This window comes from Agrobacterium sp. H141 (assembly GCF_057158725.1).
The window spans coordinates 1,258,806-1,275,140 of the sequence record NZ_CM169893.1; the positions used below are offsets into that span (position 1 = coordinate 1,258,806).

Consider the following 16,335-nt stretch of genomic DNA (forward strand, 5'->3'; position numbering starts at 1 on the left):
GGGGAGAGCGTGCTTGGGGTCAGCTCATCCGGTTGCCGCCGTCGACTTGCTGAGTCTGGGCGACGATGTCGTCGGTCCCGCCGACGAGTGTGTTCCGCTCGCCGGCCGGAGTGTTTTCATGTTCGGCAAAAAAGCGCGCTCGCACCCGTCCGTCGATTGTGCGGACAGGCACATGGTCATTTCGCCATGCCTTTTTCGTCAAAGCGGTGCATGCGCTCTTCGTCCGGGGTAATGTAGACGGTGTCACCGTGGCGAACCGGCAGTTCGCCGCCGACGCGCGCAGTCAACAGGCCCACACCCTCGGTCTGGACATGCAGGAAAGTGTCAGAGCCCAGGTGTTCGGCGACCACGACCTTGCCCTTCCATGTGCCTTCCGTCGTCGACAGCGCCACGTGTTCAGGACGAATGCCGATGGTCGTGGCACCGTATTTCGCCGCAGGCTCACCCGACAGCAGGTTCATCTTCGGCGATCCGATGAAGCCGGCGACGAACAGGTTGCGTGGATTGTGATAGAGATCGAGAGGCGACCCCACCTGTTCGATATTGCCCTTGTTGAGCACCACGATCTTGTCGGCCATGGTCATGGCTTCCACCTGATCGTGGGTCACATAGATCGAGGTGGCACCGAGCTTGTGGTGCAGTTCCGTGATTTCCAGACGCATGTTGACGCGAAGAGCCGCATCGAGGTTCGACAGCGGTTCGTCGAACAGGAAGCATTCGGGGGAGCGCACGATGGCGCGGCCGATGGCGACGCGCTGGCGCTGACCGCCAGAGAGATTGCGCGGCTTGCGCTCCAGATAGTCGGTGAGGTTGAGGATCGCTGCCGCGTCCTCAACCTTCTTGTCGATCTCCGCCTTGTCCATGCCGGCCATCTTCAACGGAAAGCCGATATTGGAGCGCACGCTCATATGCGGATAGAGCGCATAGGACTGGAAGACCATGGCGAGACCGCGCTGCGACGGCTGTTTTTCGGTCGCGTCGACGCCATCGATCATGATCCGTCCGCCGGACACATCCTCCAGCCCGGCGATCAGCCGGAGAAGGGTGGATTTGCCGCAGCCCGACGGGCCGACGAAGACGACGAATTCGCCATTGTTGATCTCGAGGTCGATCGAGGGGATGACGACGGCTTCGCCGAAAGCCTTGGAGACCTGTTCAAGCTTGATGCTGCCCATTGTCTAATTCCTTACTTAACAGCGCCGAAGGTGAGGCCGCGTACGAGTTGCTTTTGGCTGAACCAGCCGAGAATGACGATTGGCGCGATGGCCATGGTCGATGCCGCCGAAAGCTTGGCATAGAACAGGCCTTCGGGGCTGGAATAGGAGGCAATGAATGCCGTCAGCGGCGCCGCATTCGAGGTGGTCAGGTTGAGGGTCCAGAAGGCTTCGTTCCAGGCCAGGATCACGTTCAGCAGAAGTGTCGAGGCAATGCCGGGAACGGCCATCGGGGTGAGCACGTAGATGATTTCCTTGATCAGCGATGCACCGTCCATGCGGGCCGCCTCCAGGATCTCGCCCGGAATTTCCTTGAAGTAGGTGTAGAGCATCCAGACGATGATCGGCAGGTTGATCAGGGTGAGGACGATCACCAGACCGATGCGGCTGTCGAGCAGGCCCATGTTGCGGAAGATGATGTAGAGCGGCACGAGCACGCCAACGGGCGGAAGCATCTTGGTCGACAGCATCCACATCAACACATCCTTGGTGTGCTTGGTTGGCGAGAATGCCATGGCCCATGCTGCCGGGATCGCGATGATCAGGCCGCAGATGGTGGAGCCGAGCGATATGACCACCGAGTTGGTGAAGTAGTGGAGATAGGTCTCGCCACGGGTGCTGGTGAGGATGTCGTGGTAGTTTTCCATCGTCCAGCGGAAGAACAGGAAGGAGGGCGGGGAGGCAATCGCCTCGCCCTCGGTCTTGAAGCTGGTGAGGAAGGTCCAGAGGATCGGGAAGAAGATCAGGAAGCCGACAAGCCAGGCTATGACGGTCCACATGATCTTGCGGTTTGTGGAAATTGCGCGTGCCATGGTTCAGCTCTCCAGATTCTTGCCAATCAGGCGGATCAGGAAGAAGGCGACGATGTTGGCCAGGATGACGGCGACGATGCCGCCTGCCGATGCGCCACCCACGTCGAACTGCAACAGAGCCTGGGCATAGATCAGATATGTGAGATTGGTGCTCTGCGTGCCGGGGCCGCCATTGGTGGTGACCAGAATTTCGGCAAAGACGGAGAGCAGGAAGATGGTCTCGATCAGGATGACCACGGTCATGGCGCGCGATAGATGCGGCAGGATGATGTAGATCAGCTTGGAGATTGGACCGGCGCCATCCATTTCGGAGGCTTCTTTCTGCTCCTCATCGAGCGACTGCAGCGCGGTGAAGATGATCAGCGTGGCAAAGGGCAACCATTGCCAGGCCACGATGATGATGATCGAGGTCAATGGCGCCGTGGCGAGCCAGTCGATCGGCTGCATGCCGAGCGATTTGGCGATCCAGGCAAACAGGCCGTTGACCGGGTTCATCAGCATGTTCTTCCACACCAGGGCGGAAACCGTCGGCATGATGAAGAAGGGGGCGATGACGAGAATGCGTACGAAACCCTGGCCGAACATCGGCTGGTCCAGCAGCAGTGCCAGCGCGATGCCGCCGATGACGGTGATTGCAAGCACGGAGCCGACCAGAATCAGTGTGTTCTTCAAGGCCGCGAAGAAGGCGGGATCGGTCAGGAAGTACTTGTAGTTCATGAAGCCGGCAAATTCTTCCATGCCGGGCATCAGCAGATTGTATCGCAGGAACGAGAAGTAGATGGTCATCGCCAGTGGCACGATCATCCAAGCCAGAAGCAGGAGCACGGATGGTGCTATCATCAGACGTGCCGCAGAATGTGTGTGGGTGGTCGCCATTGGGACTGCGCCTTTCGTCATCAACTGTTGATGAGGCTGCGGTTTTTGCGGGTGGCGAATATTCGCCTGACCCTTGAACCTGACCGGCACCGCAGCCGATCCGGCCATTGTAATTTCAAAGAAAAAAAAGGGGGCGGCAACCTGCTATGAGCTTGTGATCAAGCCGGCTCCCGCCCCAGTTGGGACAGGGAAACAAATGCTTCCCTGTTCCGTGTCTTCGAGGAGAACTGTTACTTGATGTAACCGCCCTTGGTCATCTCACGGGTGGTGAGCGCCTGAGCATTCTGCAGAGCCTGGTCGACCGAGACCTGACCGGCGAGGGCTGCAGAGAACTGCTGGCCAACCGCTGTGCCGAGACCCTGGAATTCAGGGATCGCGACGAACTGGACACCTGTGTAAGGCACCGGCTTGACGGTCGGGTTCTTCGGATCCGCCGAGTTGATGCTGTCGAGCGTCATCTTGGCGAAAGGAGCGGCTTCCTGGTATTTCGGGTTCTCATAGAGAGAGGTCCGCGTGCCCGGAGGAACGTTTGCCCAGCCATCGGTTGCGGCAACAAGCTCTGTGTAGTGCTTGGATGTTGCCCAGCCGATGAACTTTTCGGCAGCTTCAATCTTCTTGGAGCCAGCCGGAATGGCCAGGTTCCAGGCCCAGAGCCAGTTACCGTTCTTGTCTACGCCTTCCTTGTGGGGCGCAAGCGCAAAACCAACCTTGTCGGCAACCTGCGAGTCCTTCGGGTTTGTCACGAAGGAGGCCGCAACCGTCGCATCGATCCACATGCCGCATTTGCCGGTCTGGAACAGAGCGAGGTTTTCGTTGAAGCCGTTGGATGACGCACCGGGAGGTCCGGATTCGTTCATCATGTTGACGTAGGTCTCAAGCGTGTCCTTCCACTCTGGCTGATCGAACTGGGGCTTCCAGTTCTCGTCGAACCAGCGTGCGCCGAAGGAATTCGACATGGCGGTGAGGAACGCCATGTTTTCACCCCAGCCGGCTTTGCCGCGAAGGCAGATGCCGTAGACTTCATTGTCCTTGTCGGTCATCTTTTTCGCCGCTTCGGCGATGAAGGACCAGGTTGGGCTGTCAGGCATTTCAAGCCCGGCCTTTTCCATCAGGTCCTTGCGGTACATGATCATCGAGCTTTCGCCGTAGAACGGTGCTGCATAGAGCTTGCCGTCTTCGGTGAGGCCCGACCGGATGGCCGGAAGCAGGTCGTCGACATCGTAGTCAGCGCCGAGATTGTCGAGCGCAACCAGCCAGCCCTGCTTTGCCCAGATCGGCACTTCGTAGGTGCCGATGGTCAGGACGTCGTACTGTCCACCCTTGGTGGCAATATCGGTCGTGACCTTCTGGCGAAGCACGTTTTCCTCAAGTGTTACCCACTCAAGCTGGATATCGGGATTGTCCTTGGTGAAGTCGTCCGTCAGCTTTTGCATCCGGATCATATCGCCGTTGTTGACGGTGGCGATGGTGAGGGTTTCAGCGGAGGCCATACCGGCCATCGCCAATGCCGAGCAAGCGCCCAGCAGAACGGTTTTCAAATTCATGATCTTCCTCCCAGAAGAGAAGTGAGCATTCGCTTTGCTCGTGGGCAATTACTCATTTTCTAGCGTCGAAAGTCAATGGCAAAAGAATGCTGCAGTGCCGAAGACCTGTGTCATCGCACGGAAACTTAACGATAAAAACTGATGTTAAGAGTTTATTTAGACAACAGGAAACGGGCTGTGTCTTCGTCGGTAATGAGCGCATTTACGCGTTTACCGTGCAGTGCGGCACGAATTGCCCGGTGTTTGCGGCGACCTTTGGCAAGGCCGATCACGCAGGACGTGTCTCTCGAGGGGATGGCGATACTGGCAACCCGCTGGTTGACGTCATTGTCCAGAAGCTCGCCTTCGGCATCGAAGATCCAGCCGCAGATCTCGCCTATGGCGCCGGCGGCCAGAAGGGCATCCATTTCCTGCGCGTCGAGAAATCCATCGAGCAACAGGGGCGCTGTCTGGTCGAGTTCGCCAATCCCGACGAAGGTGACGTCGGCGCGGGCGCCCAGCTCCAGCGTCGGCAAAACCAGCGGCTGCTCATGCAAGAGGTCGCGCTCGGCTCTGGTCGACACCAGAACCGGAAGCGGCATGGGAAAATGGCGCGCCTTGATGGCGTCGGCCATGGAGTAGATGACGTTGTAATAGGCCGCTGATCCGTCCGGGCTGATATTGCCCGTCAGCGAGACAATGCGGTGCTGGGGACACTCCATCGGCTGAAGCTGATCGACTGCCGCGCGAAGGGTACGTCCAGTTCCCATGGCAACCACCAGCGGTTCGGAATGCATCAGCCAGCGCTCGATTTCGGCGGCGCCCGCTTCGGCAATGCCGGCAGCGCTCGAATCGGAGCCGGGATCTGCGGGCACGACCTCGACCTGCCGGAGGTCGTATTTCTCCTTCACGGCCTCGGCCAGTTCCAGACATTCGGCGATCGGATGCTCGATACGCACCTTGACCAGCTTTTCAGCGACGGCAAGCGAGACGAGACGCTGGGCGCTCTGGCGTGAAATGCCCATGGAGGAGGCAATCTCGTCCTGGGTCCGTCCGGCGACATAGTAAAGCCAGCCGGCGCGCGCTGCGTCGTCAAGCCGTCCGGTGCTGCCTATACGTCGTGCCATGGTCTCTCCTCTGCGAAATTGAGTAGCCGCGAGGGGAGGGAGTGTCAATTGTCACGCAGGCATGGGCCTGTCAGTACCGCTATCCCTGACGACAGGGAGCATGCCATGGGGGTGAAGGGACACAATGGTCTTCCACACCCTGTCTGTCCTTTCTCGTGCCCGGCTTCCGTCCAGAGCACCGATTCCCGATCGGTTGCGAGATATCCTTGCGCTGCTCTGAGCCATAGGCGACACGATGAAGACGGCATCGCCAGCTGCGCATTGTTTCAATTCAAAAAGAGCCGTCACATCGACCGCAAATGGTACTTGTCAGACAACTAAGCATACTGCATCAATGTCTGCTTTCAGGCGCTTGATCGAAAAGGCGCACCGCAGGAGAGGAGACACCATGCCCGCACCCGTCAACACGTTCAAGAAGGCTCTTCTGGAGGGGCAGACCGTCTACGGTCTGTGGGTCGGTCTCGCCAATCCCCACGCGGCGGAAATTTGTGCCGGTGCCGGTTTTGACTGGGTGTTGATCGATGGCGAACATGCGCCGAACGACATTCCGATGATTGCGGGCCAGCTTCAGGCGGTCTCCGCACAGCCGGCCCATGCCGTGGTCCGTGTGCCGGTCGGCGAAAGCTGGCTGATCAAGCAGGCGCTCGATATTGGCGCGCAGACGCTGATGTTGCCGATGGTCGAAACAGCCGAGCAGGCAGCCCAGCTTGTCAGGGCTTGCCGTTATCCGCCGCACGGCATTCGTGGCGTGGGCGCTTCGCTTGGTCGCGCCAGCGATTTCGGTCGCGTCTCCGATTACACCACGACCGCCGATGAGCAGATCTGCATCGTGGCGCAGATCGAAAGCGTCTCTGCAGTCGAGAATATCGAGAAGATTGCCGCTGTGGAGGGGGTCGACGTCCTCTTCATCGGTCCCGCCGATCTGGCAGCGGATATGGGCCATTACGGCGATGTCAGCGTGCCGGACGTCATGGCTCTGGTGGAAAAGGCGATCAAGACCATTGTTGCGCTGGGCAAACCGGCCGGCATCATGACAACAAACACGGAATTGCAGCGTCGGGCAAAGGCAGCGGGTGCGACCATGCTTGCCAGCGAAAGCGATGTCGGGCTCCTGATGCGGGCAGCGGCTGCGCATTGCCACAGCATGAAGGGGTAAGCCTCGATCGACTGCGTAGAGAGGATATGGCGATGACAAAGCTGACATTGGATGAAGCGCGCGAACTGGTGATCGGCGCGCTTCTAAACAGCGATGTCTCGCGCGAAAATGCTGGCATTGTTGCCGATGCACTGGTCGCAGCAGAGGCTGCCGGACAGGGCGGACACGGGCTTCGTCGAGTTCCCGCCTATGCCGCCCAGGCCCGTGCGGGCAAGACTGCGGGGCACGCCAAGCCTTCGTCCTTTCGTGTAAGACCCGGCGTGTTGCGCATCGATGCCCAGAACGGTTTTGCCTATCCTGCATTCGATCTGGCGCTTGAGGAAATGCCGGGCATTGCACGGGAACAGGGGATTGCTCTTGCTGCCATCAACCGCTCGCATCATGCCGGTGTGATGGGGCTGACAGTCGAGCGTTTTGCAGAGGCAGGGCTCGTTGCCATCATGGTGGCCAATGCGCCAGCGGCCATGGCACCGTGGGGCGGCCATCGCGCACTCTACGGCACCAATCCGCTGGCCTTTGCTGCGCCGGTCGAAGGCGATTTGCCGATTGTCATCGATCTGGCGCTCTCCAAAGTGGCCCGCGGCAAGATCATGGCCGCACAGCAAAAGGGTGCGGCCATTCCCGATGACTGGGCCTTTGACGTCAACGGCAATCCGACGACGGATGCGGATGCTGCAATGGCCGGCACCATGGCGCCTCTTGGCGGTGCCAAGGGAGCGGCGCTTGCGCTGATGGTCGAACTGCTGGCTGCAGGACTGACGGGTGCCAATTATGCTTTTGAAGCGTCTTCCCTGTTTACCGATCAGGGACCTCCACCGTCACTTGGCCAGACCATTATTGCGATCGATCCCGGTGCGAGTGCGGATGGGGTTGCCGGACGCATGAAGGAGATGGCCGAGGCGATCTCCAATCAGGAGGGAGTGCGTATTCCCGGACGGCGCGGACAGGGCCAAAGAGCTTCAGCCTTGCGCGACGGTCTGGATATCGACGACGAGGTGGTCGCGGCCATCCGTGCGATCGGCTAAGAAGCCTCAGACGAAAATTTGCAGGAGGTCCCCATGGCCAAGATGATCCACTCGATGATCCGCGTGCTTGAAGAAACGCGTTCGGTCGATTTCTACAGGAAAGCCTTCGGGCTGGAGATAGCCCAGCGGCTCGATTTCGAGACGTTCGCGCTGGTCTATCTGAGTAATGCAGAGACGCCGTTCGAACTGGAACTGACCGTCAACAAGGGGCGGGAAGAAGCCTATAATCTTGGCGACGGCTACGGTCATCTGGCAATCTCTGTCGATGATCTCGACGCGGAGCATGCCCGCTTTGCCGAGCTTGGCCTTTCACCCAACAAGATTGTCGAGTTCAATCGAGATGGCACCTTGTTTGCCCGCTTCTTCTTCGTCACCGATCCCGACGGATACAAGATCGAAGTGCTGCAGCGTCATGGACGCTTTCTCTGACATTGCTGCCTGGTGCTTGGCGCATTTCAACGCCAGTGGGCTGCCATGATCCGTGCCTTGGCCCGGGTTCGTTCATAGGCATGGCGGATGCGCACTGCCGCCGTGCCTGCGCCGTGGTGCTGTTCGACGGCCATCTGGTTTCCGCGCCAGACGAAGCCGTTGCCGAACCAGGCTGCGGTCCACAGTGCCGGTAGTGCCAGATCGCGCAGCATGATCGTGCCGGGTGTCTTGATCGACAGGGGCCAGCGATAGGCGCGGATCAATAAGAGTTCTGCGCCATACCACAGTGTGACATAAGCGAGCATCGACCACGGAGACCAGTCGCTGGCCAGTGTCAGTGCAAGTGTCGTTGCGATGGGGAAGAACCCGCCGGAAAACAGTTCCGGCACGAAGAACAGCGGGAAGGATACGCGTCGCAGCCGTGCCCAGCGTAGTTGCCTGCGCCAGATGCTTGCAAAATCGCGTTGACCCAAAGGCTGAGGGAAGGGGCGTTCGACCAGACGCACCGACAGGCCTGCCGCGCGCACGATCTTGGTGGACGCTGCATCTTCGGCCACTTCGTCCGCCAGCCGCTCAATGCCGCCGGCATTGTCGATCAGATGCCTGTTGACCAGCATGGTCTTGCCCTGGGCAAAGCCCATTCCGATTTCGTCGGCCAGCAACTGCCAGCGGGCCTGAAAACTGTTGAGCCAGGCGCATTCCAGTTCGGCCGCAAAGCCTTCAGGCGCGGAACCCACAGGCGGAGAGCAGACCATGCCGGTTCCCGGCGTCATGCGTTCAAACAACAGACTCAAATAGTCTGCGGGCATCAGCACATTGCTGTCTGCCATCACGATCCAGTCGTGGCGTGCGGACTTCCAGCCCTTGACCAGATTGTTGAGCTTGGGATTGATGCTGACGCGGTCGTCGCCGACCAGAAGCCGCGCCTCTATGTTTGGATGGCGGTTCATCAACTTTTCGACCAGCGGAACAGCCGCATCGGTCGAGCTTGCGACGCAAAACAGGATTTCGATCTCGGTTGGCCAATCGAGCTGGAAGGCGCTTTCGAGCGTCGCCTCGAGATTGTTTTCAAGGCCGCAGACCGGACGCAGGATGGTCACCGGTGGCGAGATCGTCTTGGAGGTTTCGGACACTGCCCGTCGTTTCAGCACACGTTGAATGGTAATGGCGATCGTTGCGAGCTGGATGAACAGAGTGGTTGCGCAGAAGGCCGTAAAAGCGACCATGGCCGAGGTCTCCTAATGTCTGTGCACTAGGTGACAAGTCTGTGTAACAGGCGTGTGACGGTGGACAGGGCTTGCCGCCCCTGCGGTCGTCGCTCCTAACGCTGCTTCTTGCTGTGGCGCGTCCTGCGGGCGGAGATCAGTTGCCATCCGAGCAGGCCCGCAATCGTCGCGGCAACCAGAAAGCCGGTGGCGTTGCTGGCGAATTTGGCGATGGCGATCACATGGTCGCTGAAGAAGAAGCCGAGGCCGACATAAACCATCACCCAGATGGTGTTGCCAAGGCAGCTCAGCAGGAAAAATGCGGGCCAGCTGAACCGCGTGACGCCGGCAATGAGATTGACATATGGCGCGAGCGGGCTGAGCAACCAGTGGCACAGGAATATCGCGAAACTGCCATGCCTGGCCATGGTGTCTTCGGCCTTGGTCAGGGTCTTTTGTCGGGTCGGATTCTGGCCGACGCGCTTGAGGATTGCAGCACCTCCGACGCGCCCGACGACGAAGCCGATCTGATCTCCGAAGAAGGCGGCGGCCAGCGCCGTCAGGAACACAGAGGTCAAAGAGAACTCGTCTGCGGCGACGAGCGAGCCCATGACCAGCAGCACAAGCGAGGAGGGGACCGGCAGTGCCAGGCAACCCAGAACAGTGACGAGGGCGAGCAACGGTAGGCCGTAGGTCGGAACGAGTGCCAGGAAAGCTTCACTCAACGGGTCGCACCTCCCTGCCGGATGCCGGCGATGGCACCGTCTATGCGAGCCTTCATGGCGTCGAGCGCGATGCCATTTTCCTTGGCGATTTCGCTGATGGTTCGTCGCTTTTCCGGCAGTGGCTCAAGGTCCAGCTGTTCGGCCAATGCCTGTGGGGGCACATGATAGGAATGCGCGATGTAGCGCATGGTCATCCAGCCTTCGAGCGGTTGATCGCGATGGGCCGGATCGTGCCAGTAGAAAGCGAATAGCAGGAAGCGGATCGCGAAGATGGCCGCTACGATGCATGCCGCCAGGAAGGCTGGAAAAAGCAGTCGGTCAAGTCGCCAGCGTTTGATACTCTTCGTCATTGTCATCCCGTTCTTGTTTCGACCTGACCCACATGATGTGTTGTGTCCGATCGCATGTTGCGGGTGTGTCGGGGCTTGACTTCGATTGGTGTGCGTTTTCAATCACAATGAGCTTTAACCGGAAAAGGCACAGCGCGGCAATGACGATCACAGATGTAAGGCTCGACGAAAGCTGGAAACAAGCCTTGGCACCTGAATTCGAGAGCGCCTATATGCGCCAGCTCAAGGCGTTCATTCTGGCCGAAAGAGAGCAAGGCAAGCATATCTTTCCCAAGGGGGCGGACTATTTCAGGGCGCTGGATCTGACGCCGCTTGCTCAGGTGAAGGTGGTGATCCTGGGGCAGGATCCCTATCACGGCGCAGGACAGGCGCACGGGCTTTGCTTCAGCGTGCAGCCGGGCGTGAAGGTGCCGCCGTCGCTGGTGAATATCTACAAGGAGCTCCAGGGCGATCTCGGCATTACACCTGTCCGTCACGGCTTTCTCGAAAGCTGGGCGCGGCAGGGGGTGTTGTTGCTCAACAGCGTGCTGACGGTAGAGGAGGCGCGTGCGGGTTCACACCAGGGGCGCGGATGGGAGCGCTTTACCGATGCCGTCATCCGTGTGGTCAATGACGAGTGCGATCATGTGGTCTTCATTCTGTGGGGTGCCTACGCCCAGAAGAAAGCGTCTTTCGTCGACGGAATACGGCATCTGGTGCTCAGGGCGCCACATCCGTCGCCCTTGTCGGCGCATGCCGGTTTCTTCGGCAAAAAGTACTTTTCCAAGGCCAATGCTTTCCTCGAAAAACACGGAAAGTCTCCGATCGACTGGCAACTGCCTGAAGTTCCTCCGCAAAGTTGATGCGACGTCGTATTTTCACTTGACCCTAAATTTCTATTGGTTTTGATTGCAGCGGTATTCTGGTTGCAAATTGACGCTTATCAACTCATTCAAGGCACTCTTTCATGTCGCCGACGTTCAGCGAGCCGGTCTGGATAAGCCCTGCGCGCGCCTATACTTTCGATGCCAAAATCGACGCAGACGAGGCCGTGGATCTTGCTGTCATCGGCGGCGGGCTGCAGGGTCTTTCGACCGCTTTTCATGCTGCCAGAGCCGGGCTCAAGGTCCGGGTCGTGGAGGCCCAGCAAATCGGCAGCGGTGCTTCCGGGCTGAATGGCGGTCAGGTTATCCCTGGCCTCAAATACGATCCGGAATGGCTAATCCAGCATTTTGGCGAAGAACGGGGCGGCAAGCTTACGGATTTCGTGGCGTCGGTCGCCGATTTCACGTTCGGTCTGATCGAGCGCGAAGGGCTTGATGTCCAGCATAACAGAAGCGGTTGGATACAGGCCTGTCATACAGCTGAGGCCATCAGGCGGGCTGAGGAACGGCACCGTCAGTGGTCTGCCATGGGTGCTGATGCGCAACTCCTGAACGATGCCGATATAGCCTTGATGACGGGGGCGAATGGCTATGTCGGCGGCTGGCTCGATCGGCGCGCAGGCGTGGTCAACCCGCTGGCCCTGACGATGGAACTTGCACGCCTTGCCTGTCAAAGCGGCGTGCGCATTGTTGAAGGCAAGGCGGCGACACGACTTCGCAGCAGCCTCGGTGAATGGCAGGTGGAGCTTGCCGACGGTTCGACCCTGAAGGCGAAGAAGGTTCTGGTTGCCACCAACGCCTATTCCAGTGATCTGGTGCCCGGATTGGCACAGAGCCTTGTTACGCTTCATTCCTTTCAGATCGCCACCGCACCGCTGCCGGCTGACCTTTCAGATGCCATCCTCCCGCACGATCAGGCGGTTTCCGATTCCCGTCGCATTCTCGTCTATTACCGCAAGAGCCCGGACGGGCGCCTGGTGCTCGGCGGGCGAGGACGCATGGGGCATCCGAAGGGTCCGCAAGACTGGGCGCATCTGCGTCACGCGATGCTCCGGCTCTATCCCGCGCTGGAAGGCGTCGCAATTGCAAAACGATGGTACGGACGCGTTGCCATGACCCCCGATCACCTGCCGCATCTGCACGAACCGGAACCGGGCCTGATGATGATGGCCGGCTGTCAGGGACGCGGCGTGGCGCTGATGACCGCCATCGGTGCGCCACTTGCCGCTTATGTACAGAGCAGCGACAAGGGCCAACTTCCCTTTCCGGTCTCGCCGATCCGGCCCATCCCGTTCCACCGGTTCCGTAAACTCGGTGTGACGGCCTTGATCACCTGGTACAGAATGCTCGACAGTTTCGATCGCTGATCCAGGCGCTCGGCTTTCCATGTGTGCATGGTGGCGATAGGGTTTCGGCGGGAGTAACCTCTCGTGACAGGAGCATCGAATATCCGTGAAACGCAGCTTTAATCCGCCATCGGTCCGCCGTCCGTTCGGGCACTATAATCATGGTCTGCTGGTGCCGCCGGGCGCAAGCCTTCTGGTCACGTCCGGCCAGCTTGGCATTGGAACCGATGACTATATCCCGGAGGATGTGACTGGCCAGGCCGAACTCTGCTTCGAGGCGATCAAGGCGATCCTTGAAGAGGGCGATATGAGCTTTGCCGATGTGATCCGTATTTCAGGCTTCGTGACCAAGCGAGAGGATTTTGCCCCTTATATGGCTGTGCGCGATCGCTATACGCTCGATCCGAAGCCCGTCTCCACGCTCCTCATTGTCGGTGGCTTCACGCGCGCCGAGTTTCTGGTCGAAGTCGAGGTCACTGCGGCAAAGGTGTTTTGAAGAACCTGTTTTACGCAGAAAAATCATCACCTTAAAGTTCTGATATGCTAACTTTAACATGTCCTTGAAGTCTCCAGTTCGCCGGTCAGGTGAGCTGGATACGCTTTGACGTGTGGAACAAATCGCGTCTGACTTTGTTTTCCTGCCGAGATTATTCGACAGGAAAGGCAATCGCCATGAAGACGAAGATTATTGCACTTGCAGCTCTTGCCGCTGCTTCCCTTTCAAGCGTTGCTTTCGCCCAGGAAGGCACTGTGACCGGTGCCGCCGGCGGTGCCGTAACCGGTGCGATTGTGGGCGGTCCTGTCGGGGCTGCCGTGGGCGGTATCGCTGGCGCCATCGCCGGTACGGCGATCGATCCGCCGCCGCCGCGTGTCGTTGAATATGTTCAGGTTCAGCCAGCTCCAACCGCACCTGTTGTCATTCAGCAGCCGATCGCAGTGGGTGAGCCCTTGCCGCAGACAGTCGTTCTGACGCCGGTGCCGGAAGATCCGACCTACGCCTATGCCATCGTCAACAATCAGCGCGTGATCGTCGATCCGCAAACCTATGTGGTCGTTGGCGTTTACTGATTGCCATTCGATATCGTGGGGTCGCTGGTGGCGACCCCGTTTCATCAATGCCAACCATCCTTGAATGAACAAGGGGAAGTGAAAATGAAAACCGTCCTGCCTGCCATTGGAATGTCTGCTCTGTCCGCCCTGATCATGGGTGGGGCACTTTACCTCGCCGTTGACAACGCAAGCACGGATGCGACTGCCTCTGAAGTGTCCGATCATGCGACGCCGCAGCAGGTGGCGATGGTTTTCGATGAAAGTCCGGCAGTCGATCCGGTAAAGCATGACGAGACCGCCGAGGCCATCGTGTGGAAGCCGCATGATATCCCAAAGAACCGGCAACATGTTCGCCGCGTCGGTGCCCGTTTTTATCCCGATCCCGACAACAAGCTCAATCTGATGCTGACCGGCTTCTAAGGCCAGTCACGGTCTGATCAGAAATTCTCCATTTCCTTGCGCACCTTTTCCATGAAGGCAGCGCGCGTTTCGGGCGTGCAGTTGTTCATGTCGTAATGCGCCATGAAGCGCACGGGTGCACCGATCTTCACCTGTCCACGGATGACACGGTGAATGACTTTCTTCGGCGGGTTTCCAGCCAGTGTGGCACGCCATCTGGTCGCACCATAACTCATCACGGCCGCCACCTTGCGGATATGGCGCAGTGTCGGTGTGAGCTTTCCATCCTCCAGGTCGAATGAGACCCCCATGGTCCACACGCGGTCGAAATACCCTTTTAACATGGCCGGAAACCCGAAGTTCCAGACAGGTGTGACGAAGACCAGTGCTTCTGCTGCCCGCAGGCGATCGACATAGGGCTTCACCAGTTCGGTATTCTCGGGATAGCTGTGATAGATGCGCCGATCATGGGCTGACATCACCGGGTCGAACCCCTCGGCATAGAGATCGCAGGCGTCGACGTCGTGGCCGGCCTTTGCAAGGCTATCGCACACCAGCTTGAACAGCGCCTTGTTGAAGCTTTCTTCAACGGGATGGGAGTGGATCACGAGGACGCGCATTGCTGAAAAGCTCCAGGGCAAGGCTTCGCAGCACGCCCGCGAAGCGAAGTTGAAATTTTTCCGCGCCGTTTGTCCCACTGATTTCAATATCGCCGCCAAGCCGATGTCGAAACCATCATCGCGTTTAAGGCGATGGGCCGGCGCAAACCGCATTTGACTTGCGCCGGACGGGAGTACCTTCGGAACTCGTTTAGTCTTCTGGCGGGTCAGGCCTCCGTAAAGGACTGAAGGCCGGGGAAGAGATAGTTCTTGCCAGCCTTGAAGTCGAAATCGGGATTGTCCCAGGCAATCATCTTGCCGGGATTGAGCAACCCCTTGGGATCGGTCTCTTTCTTGAATGCCAGCTGAACCGTGTCGGTCTGCTTCATTCCGCCTTCTTCCAGCGTATAGCGGTGCGGGTTGAAGATCGGGCAGCCGTTTTCCTCATGCAGACGGATGATCTCGTTCAGCCGCTCTTCTGTGGTGTAACGCACCAGCGGCAGGCCGGAGCACTGGATCTGGCCATCGAATTTCAAAAATTCGAGGTGCCCGAACACTTCGCCGGGGAACATCTCGACCATCTTTTGAACCTTGGCAACGTGATCGGGACCCGGATATTGCACCTGAAGATAGGTAAAGCCGGTGTCGAGCTTGAGCGCGCGCAAGGTCGTGTGGTTCCAGGCAAGTTCATAGGCATGCGGGATGCCCTTCATGCTTTCGACAGTGTCGGAGCGGAAGCGGAGATCGGCCTTCATCTTGTCGGCATAGGCAAGGAAGGGTTCCATCGAATGGGGGGCGACCATGAGGACTACAATCGACTGGCCTTCCTTCAGCCACGGCTTGTGACGGGTGAAGTAGTCATAGGGGATCGGCGCGGTGATCGGTGCGACTTCCTTCAGAAGAATACCGTTGCGGCGGCAGATGCCATCGGCGAAGCGCACCGCGTCCATGTAGTCGTCAAAGCCGACGATCACATCCACCCAGTCATAGGCGGGCGCAAGCGGCATTTCGATCTCGGTGATGATGCCGTTGGTGCCATAGGCGTGGGAAACCTTCTGCAGATCCCAGGCCGACAGTTCCAGCACGCGCGGTTCGGCTTCCATGGTGACGACGCGCAGGCGCAGGATATTGCCGAGATCGCGCAGTCCGCCCCAGGTGATGGAGCCGACGCCGCCGGAGCCGCCTGCAATGAAGCCGCCCAGCGTTGCCGTCTGGGCAGTCGAGGGATGGAAGCGCACCTCCTGTCCGGAATGCTCTTTCAGATATTTATCGAGCTGGGCGATGATGATGCCGGGCTGGCAGATCACGCGACCGGGATGCACTTCCTTCACCGCGTTCATCTGCATCATGTTCAAGATGATGCCCCCCGACAGCGGCATGGCCTGGCCGTAATTGCCGGTGCCGCCGCCACGGGCCGTCACCGGCGCACCGTGGGCATAGGCGACTTTGAGAACCTTGATCAGTTCTTCCTCGGTTTTCGGCGACACCACAATGTCAGCCGTCACATGGTCGAGCTGTGCCTTTAATATCGGCGAATACCAGTAGAAATCGCGGCTCTTCTGCTTCACCAGTGCCGGATGGTCTTCGATGTCGATGCCGGCAAGTTCTGTCTTTATCTGGTCGTAATCGGGCATGG

Annotated in this window: 19 protein-coding genes; 8 read left to right on the forward strand and 11 right to left on the reverse strand. The window is 58.9% G+C overall.

Annotation, left to right across the window (positions count from 1 at the left end):
• Nucleotides 1-19 precede the first annotated feature (19 nt).
• The 6 genes from ACWPM9_RS05675 to ACWPM9_RS05700 all read right to left on the reverse strand — a co-directional run bounded on the left by ACWPM9_RS05675 (nucleotide 20) and on the right by ACWPM9_RS05700 (nucleotide 5,552).
• Nucleotides 20-202: a hypothetical protein gene (locus tag ACWPM9_RS05675; RefSeq protein WP_484757050.1), complete on the reverse strand. Its 183-nt coding sequence runs from the start codon at nucleotides 200-202 to the stop codon at nucleotides 20-22.
• The gene (locus ACWPM9_RS05680; RefSeq protein WP_428188983.1) at nucleotides 177-1,175 is read right to left on the reverse strand and encodes an ABC transporter ATP-binding protein; all 999 of its coding nucleotides are present in this window, start codon (nucleotides 1,173-1,175) and stop codon (nucleotides 177-179) included. The genes ACWPM9_RS05675 and ACWPM9_RS05680 overlap by 26 nt, the downstream gene beginning before the upstream one ends.
• Nucleotides 1,176-1,186: 11 nt before the next feature.
• Complete coding sequence (locus ACWPM9_RS05685; RefSeq protein WP_428188982.1) at nucleotides 1,187-2,026, reverse strand: carbohydrate ABC transporter permease; 840 nt, start codon at nucleotides 2,024-2,026, stop codon at nucleotides 1,187-1,189.
• 3 nt (nucleotides 2,027-2,029) lie between these two features.
• Nucleotides 2,030-2,902: a carbohydrate ABC transporter permease gene (locus ACWPM9_RS05690; protein ID WP_428189008.1), complete on the reverse strand. Its 873-nt coding sequence runs from the start codon at nucleotides 2,900-2,902 to the stop codon at nucleotides 2,030-2,032.
• Between the two features lie 230 nt (nucleotides 2,903-3,132).
• On the reverse strand, nucleotides 3,133-4,446 hold the full coding sequence (locus tag ACWPM9_RS05695; protein WP_428188981.1) for an ABC transporter substrate-binding protein: 1,314 nt from the start codon (nucleotides 4,444-4,446) through the stop codon (nucleotides 3,133-3,135).
• Between the two features lie 152 nt (nucleotides 4,447-4,598).
• Nucleotides 4,599-5,552 carry a sugar-binding transcriptional regulator gene (locus tag ACWPM9_RS05700; protein WP_428188980.1) on the reverse strand — a complete coding sequence of 318 codons (954 nt, stop codon included), beginning with the start codon at nucleotides 5,550-5,552 and terminating at the stop codon, nucleotides 4,599-4,601.
• 388 nt (nucleotides 5,553-5,940) lie between these two features.
• On the opposite strand from ACWPM9_RS05700, the gene ACWPM9_RS05705 reads away from it, so the two are divergent.
• From ACWPM9_RS05705 to ACWPM9_RS05715, 3 genes are read left to right on the forward strand one after another with little or no spacing between them, the layout of a single operon-like run.
• On the forward strand, nucleotides 5,941-6,708 hold the full coding sequence (locus ACWPM9_RS05705; protein ID WP_484757051.1) for an HpcH/HpaI aldolase family protein: 768 nt from the start codon (nucleotides 5,941-5,943) through the stop codon (nucleotides 6,706-6,708).
• A gap of 32 nt (nucleotides 6,709-6,740) precedes the next feature.
• Nucleotides 6,741-7,733 carry an Ldh family oxidoreductase gene (locus ACWPM9_RS05710; RefSeq protein WP_484757052.1) on the forward strand — a complete coding sequence of 331 codons (993 nt, stop codon included), beginning with the start codon at nucleotides 6,741-6,743 and terminating at the stop codon, nucleotides 7,731-7,733.
• A 33-nt stretch (nucleotides 7,734-7,766) separates the two neighbouring features.
• Entirely contained in the window at nucleotides 7,767-8,162 is a 396-nt protein-coding gene (locus ACWPM9_RS05715) for a VOC family protein (RefSeq protein ID WP_484757053.1), read from the forward strand.
• A gap of 26 nt (nucleotides 8,163-8,188) precedes the next feature.
• Here the strand turns inward: ACWPM9_RS05715 and ACWPM9_RS05720 are convergent, their stop codons facing one another.
• From ACWPM9_RS05720 to ACWPM9_RS05730, 3 genes are all read right to left on the reverse strand, one after another.
• Complete coding sequence (locus ACWPM9_RS05720; protein ID WP_484757054.1) at nucleotides 8,189-9,388, reverse strand: ceramide glucosyltransferase; 1,200 nt, start codon at nucleotides 9,386-9,388, stop codon at nucleotides 8,189-8,191.
• A gap of 95 nt (nucleotides 9,389-9,483) precedes the next feature.
• Nucleotides 9,484-10,092, reverse strand: a complete 609-nt coding sequence (locus ACWPM9_RS05725; RefSeq protein ID WP_484757055.1) for a DedA family protein — start codon at nucleotides 10,090-10,092, stop codon at nucleotides 9,484-9,486.
• Entirely contained in the window at nucleotides 10,089-10,442 is a 354-nt protein-coding gene (locus tag ACWPM9_RS05730) for a hypothetical protein (RefSeq protein ID WP_428188974.1), read from the reverse strand. Before ACWPM9_RS05730 ends, ACWPM9_RS05725 begins: the two co-directional genes overlap by 4 nt.
• 140 nt (nucleotides 10,443-10,582) lie before the next feature.
• Here ACWPM9_RS05730 and ung point away from each other — a divergent pair, with 140 nt between their 5' ends.
• The 5 genes from ung (at nucleotide 10,583) to ACWPM9_RS05755 (ending at nucleotide 14,121) form a co-directional block, all read left to right on the forward strand.
• Nucleotides 10,583-11,284, forward strand: a complete 702-nt coding sequence (ung, locus tag ACWPM9_RS05735) for a uracil-DNA glycosylase (protein ID WP_484757056.1) — start codon at nucleotides 10,583-10,585, stop codon at nucleotides 11,282-11,284.
• 104 nt (nucleotides 11,285-11,388) lie between these two features.
• The gene (locus ACWPM9_RS05740) at nucleotides 11,389-12,672 is read left to right on the forward strand and encodes an NAD(P)/FAD-dependent oxidoreductase (protein WP_484757057.1); all 1,284 of its coding nucleotides are present in this window, start codon (nucleotides 11,389-11,391) and stop codon (nucleotides 12,670-12,672) included.
• A gap of 85 nt (nucleotides 12,673-12,757) precedes the next feature.
• Nucleotides 12,758-13,147: a RidA family protein gene (locus tag ACWPM9_RS05745; protein WP_484757058.1), complete on the forward strand. Its 390-nt coding sequence runs from the start codon at nucleotides 12,758-12,760 to the stop codon at nucleotides 13,145-13,147.
• Between the two features lie 176 nt (nucleotides 13,148-13,323).
• Complete coding sequence (locus ACWPM9_RS05750; protein ID WP_484757059.1) at nucleotides 13,324-13,719, forward strand: DUF1236 domain-containing protein; 396 nt, start codon at nucleotides 13,324-13,326, stop codon at nucleotides 13,717-13,719.
• An 84-nt stretch (nucleotides 13,720-13,803) separates the two neighbouring features.
• Nucleotides 13,804-14,121 carry a hypothetical protein gene (locus ACWPM9_RS05755; protein ID WP_428188970.1) on the forward strand — a complete coding sequence of 106 codons (318 nt, stop codon included), beginning with the start codon at nucleotides 13,804-13,806 and terminating at the stop codon, nucleotides 14,119-14,121.
• Between the two features lie 17 nt (nucleotides 14,122-14,138).
• Here the strand turns inward: ACWPM9_RS05755 and ACWPM9_RS05760 are convergent, their stop codons facing one another.
• Together ACWPM9_RS05760 and ACWPM9_RS05765 are read right to left on the reverse strand one after the other, a co-directional pair.
• On the reverse strand, nucleotides 14,139-14,720 hold the full coding sequence (locus ACWPM9_RS05760) for an NAD(P)H-dependent oxidoreductase (RefSeq protein WP_484757060.1): 582 nt from the start codon (nucleotides 14,718-14,720) through the stop codon (nucleotides 14,139-14,141).
• Between the two features lie 206 nt (nucleotides 14,721-14,926).
• On the reverse strand, nucleotides 14,927-16,333 hold the full coding sequence (locus ACWPM9_RS05765; RefSeq protein ID WP_428188967.1) for an FAD-binding oxidoreductase: 1,407 nt from the start codon (nucleotides 16,331-16,333) through the stop codon (nucleotides 14,927-14,929).
• Nucleotides 16,334-16,335: the final 2 nt, after the last annotated feature.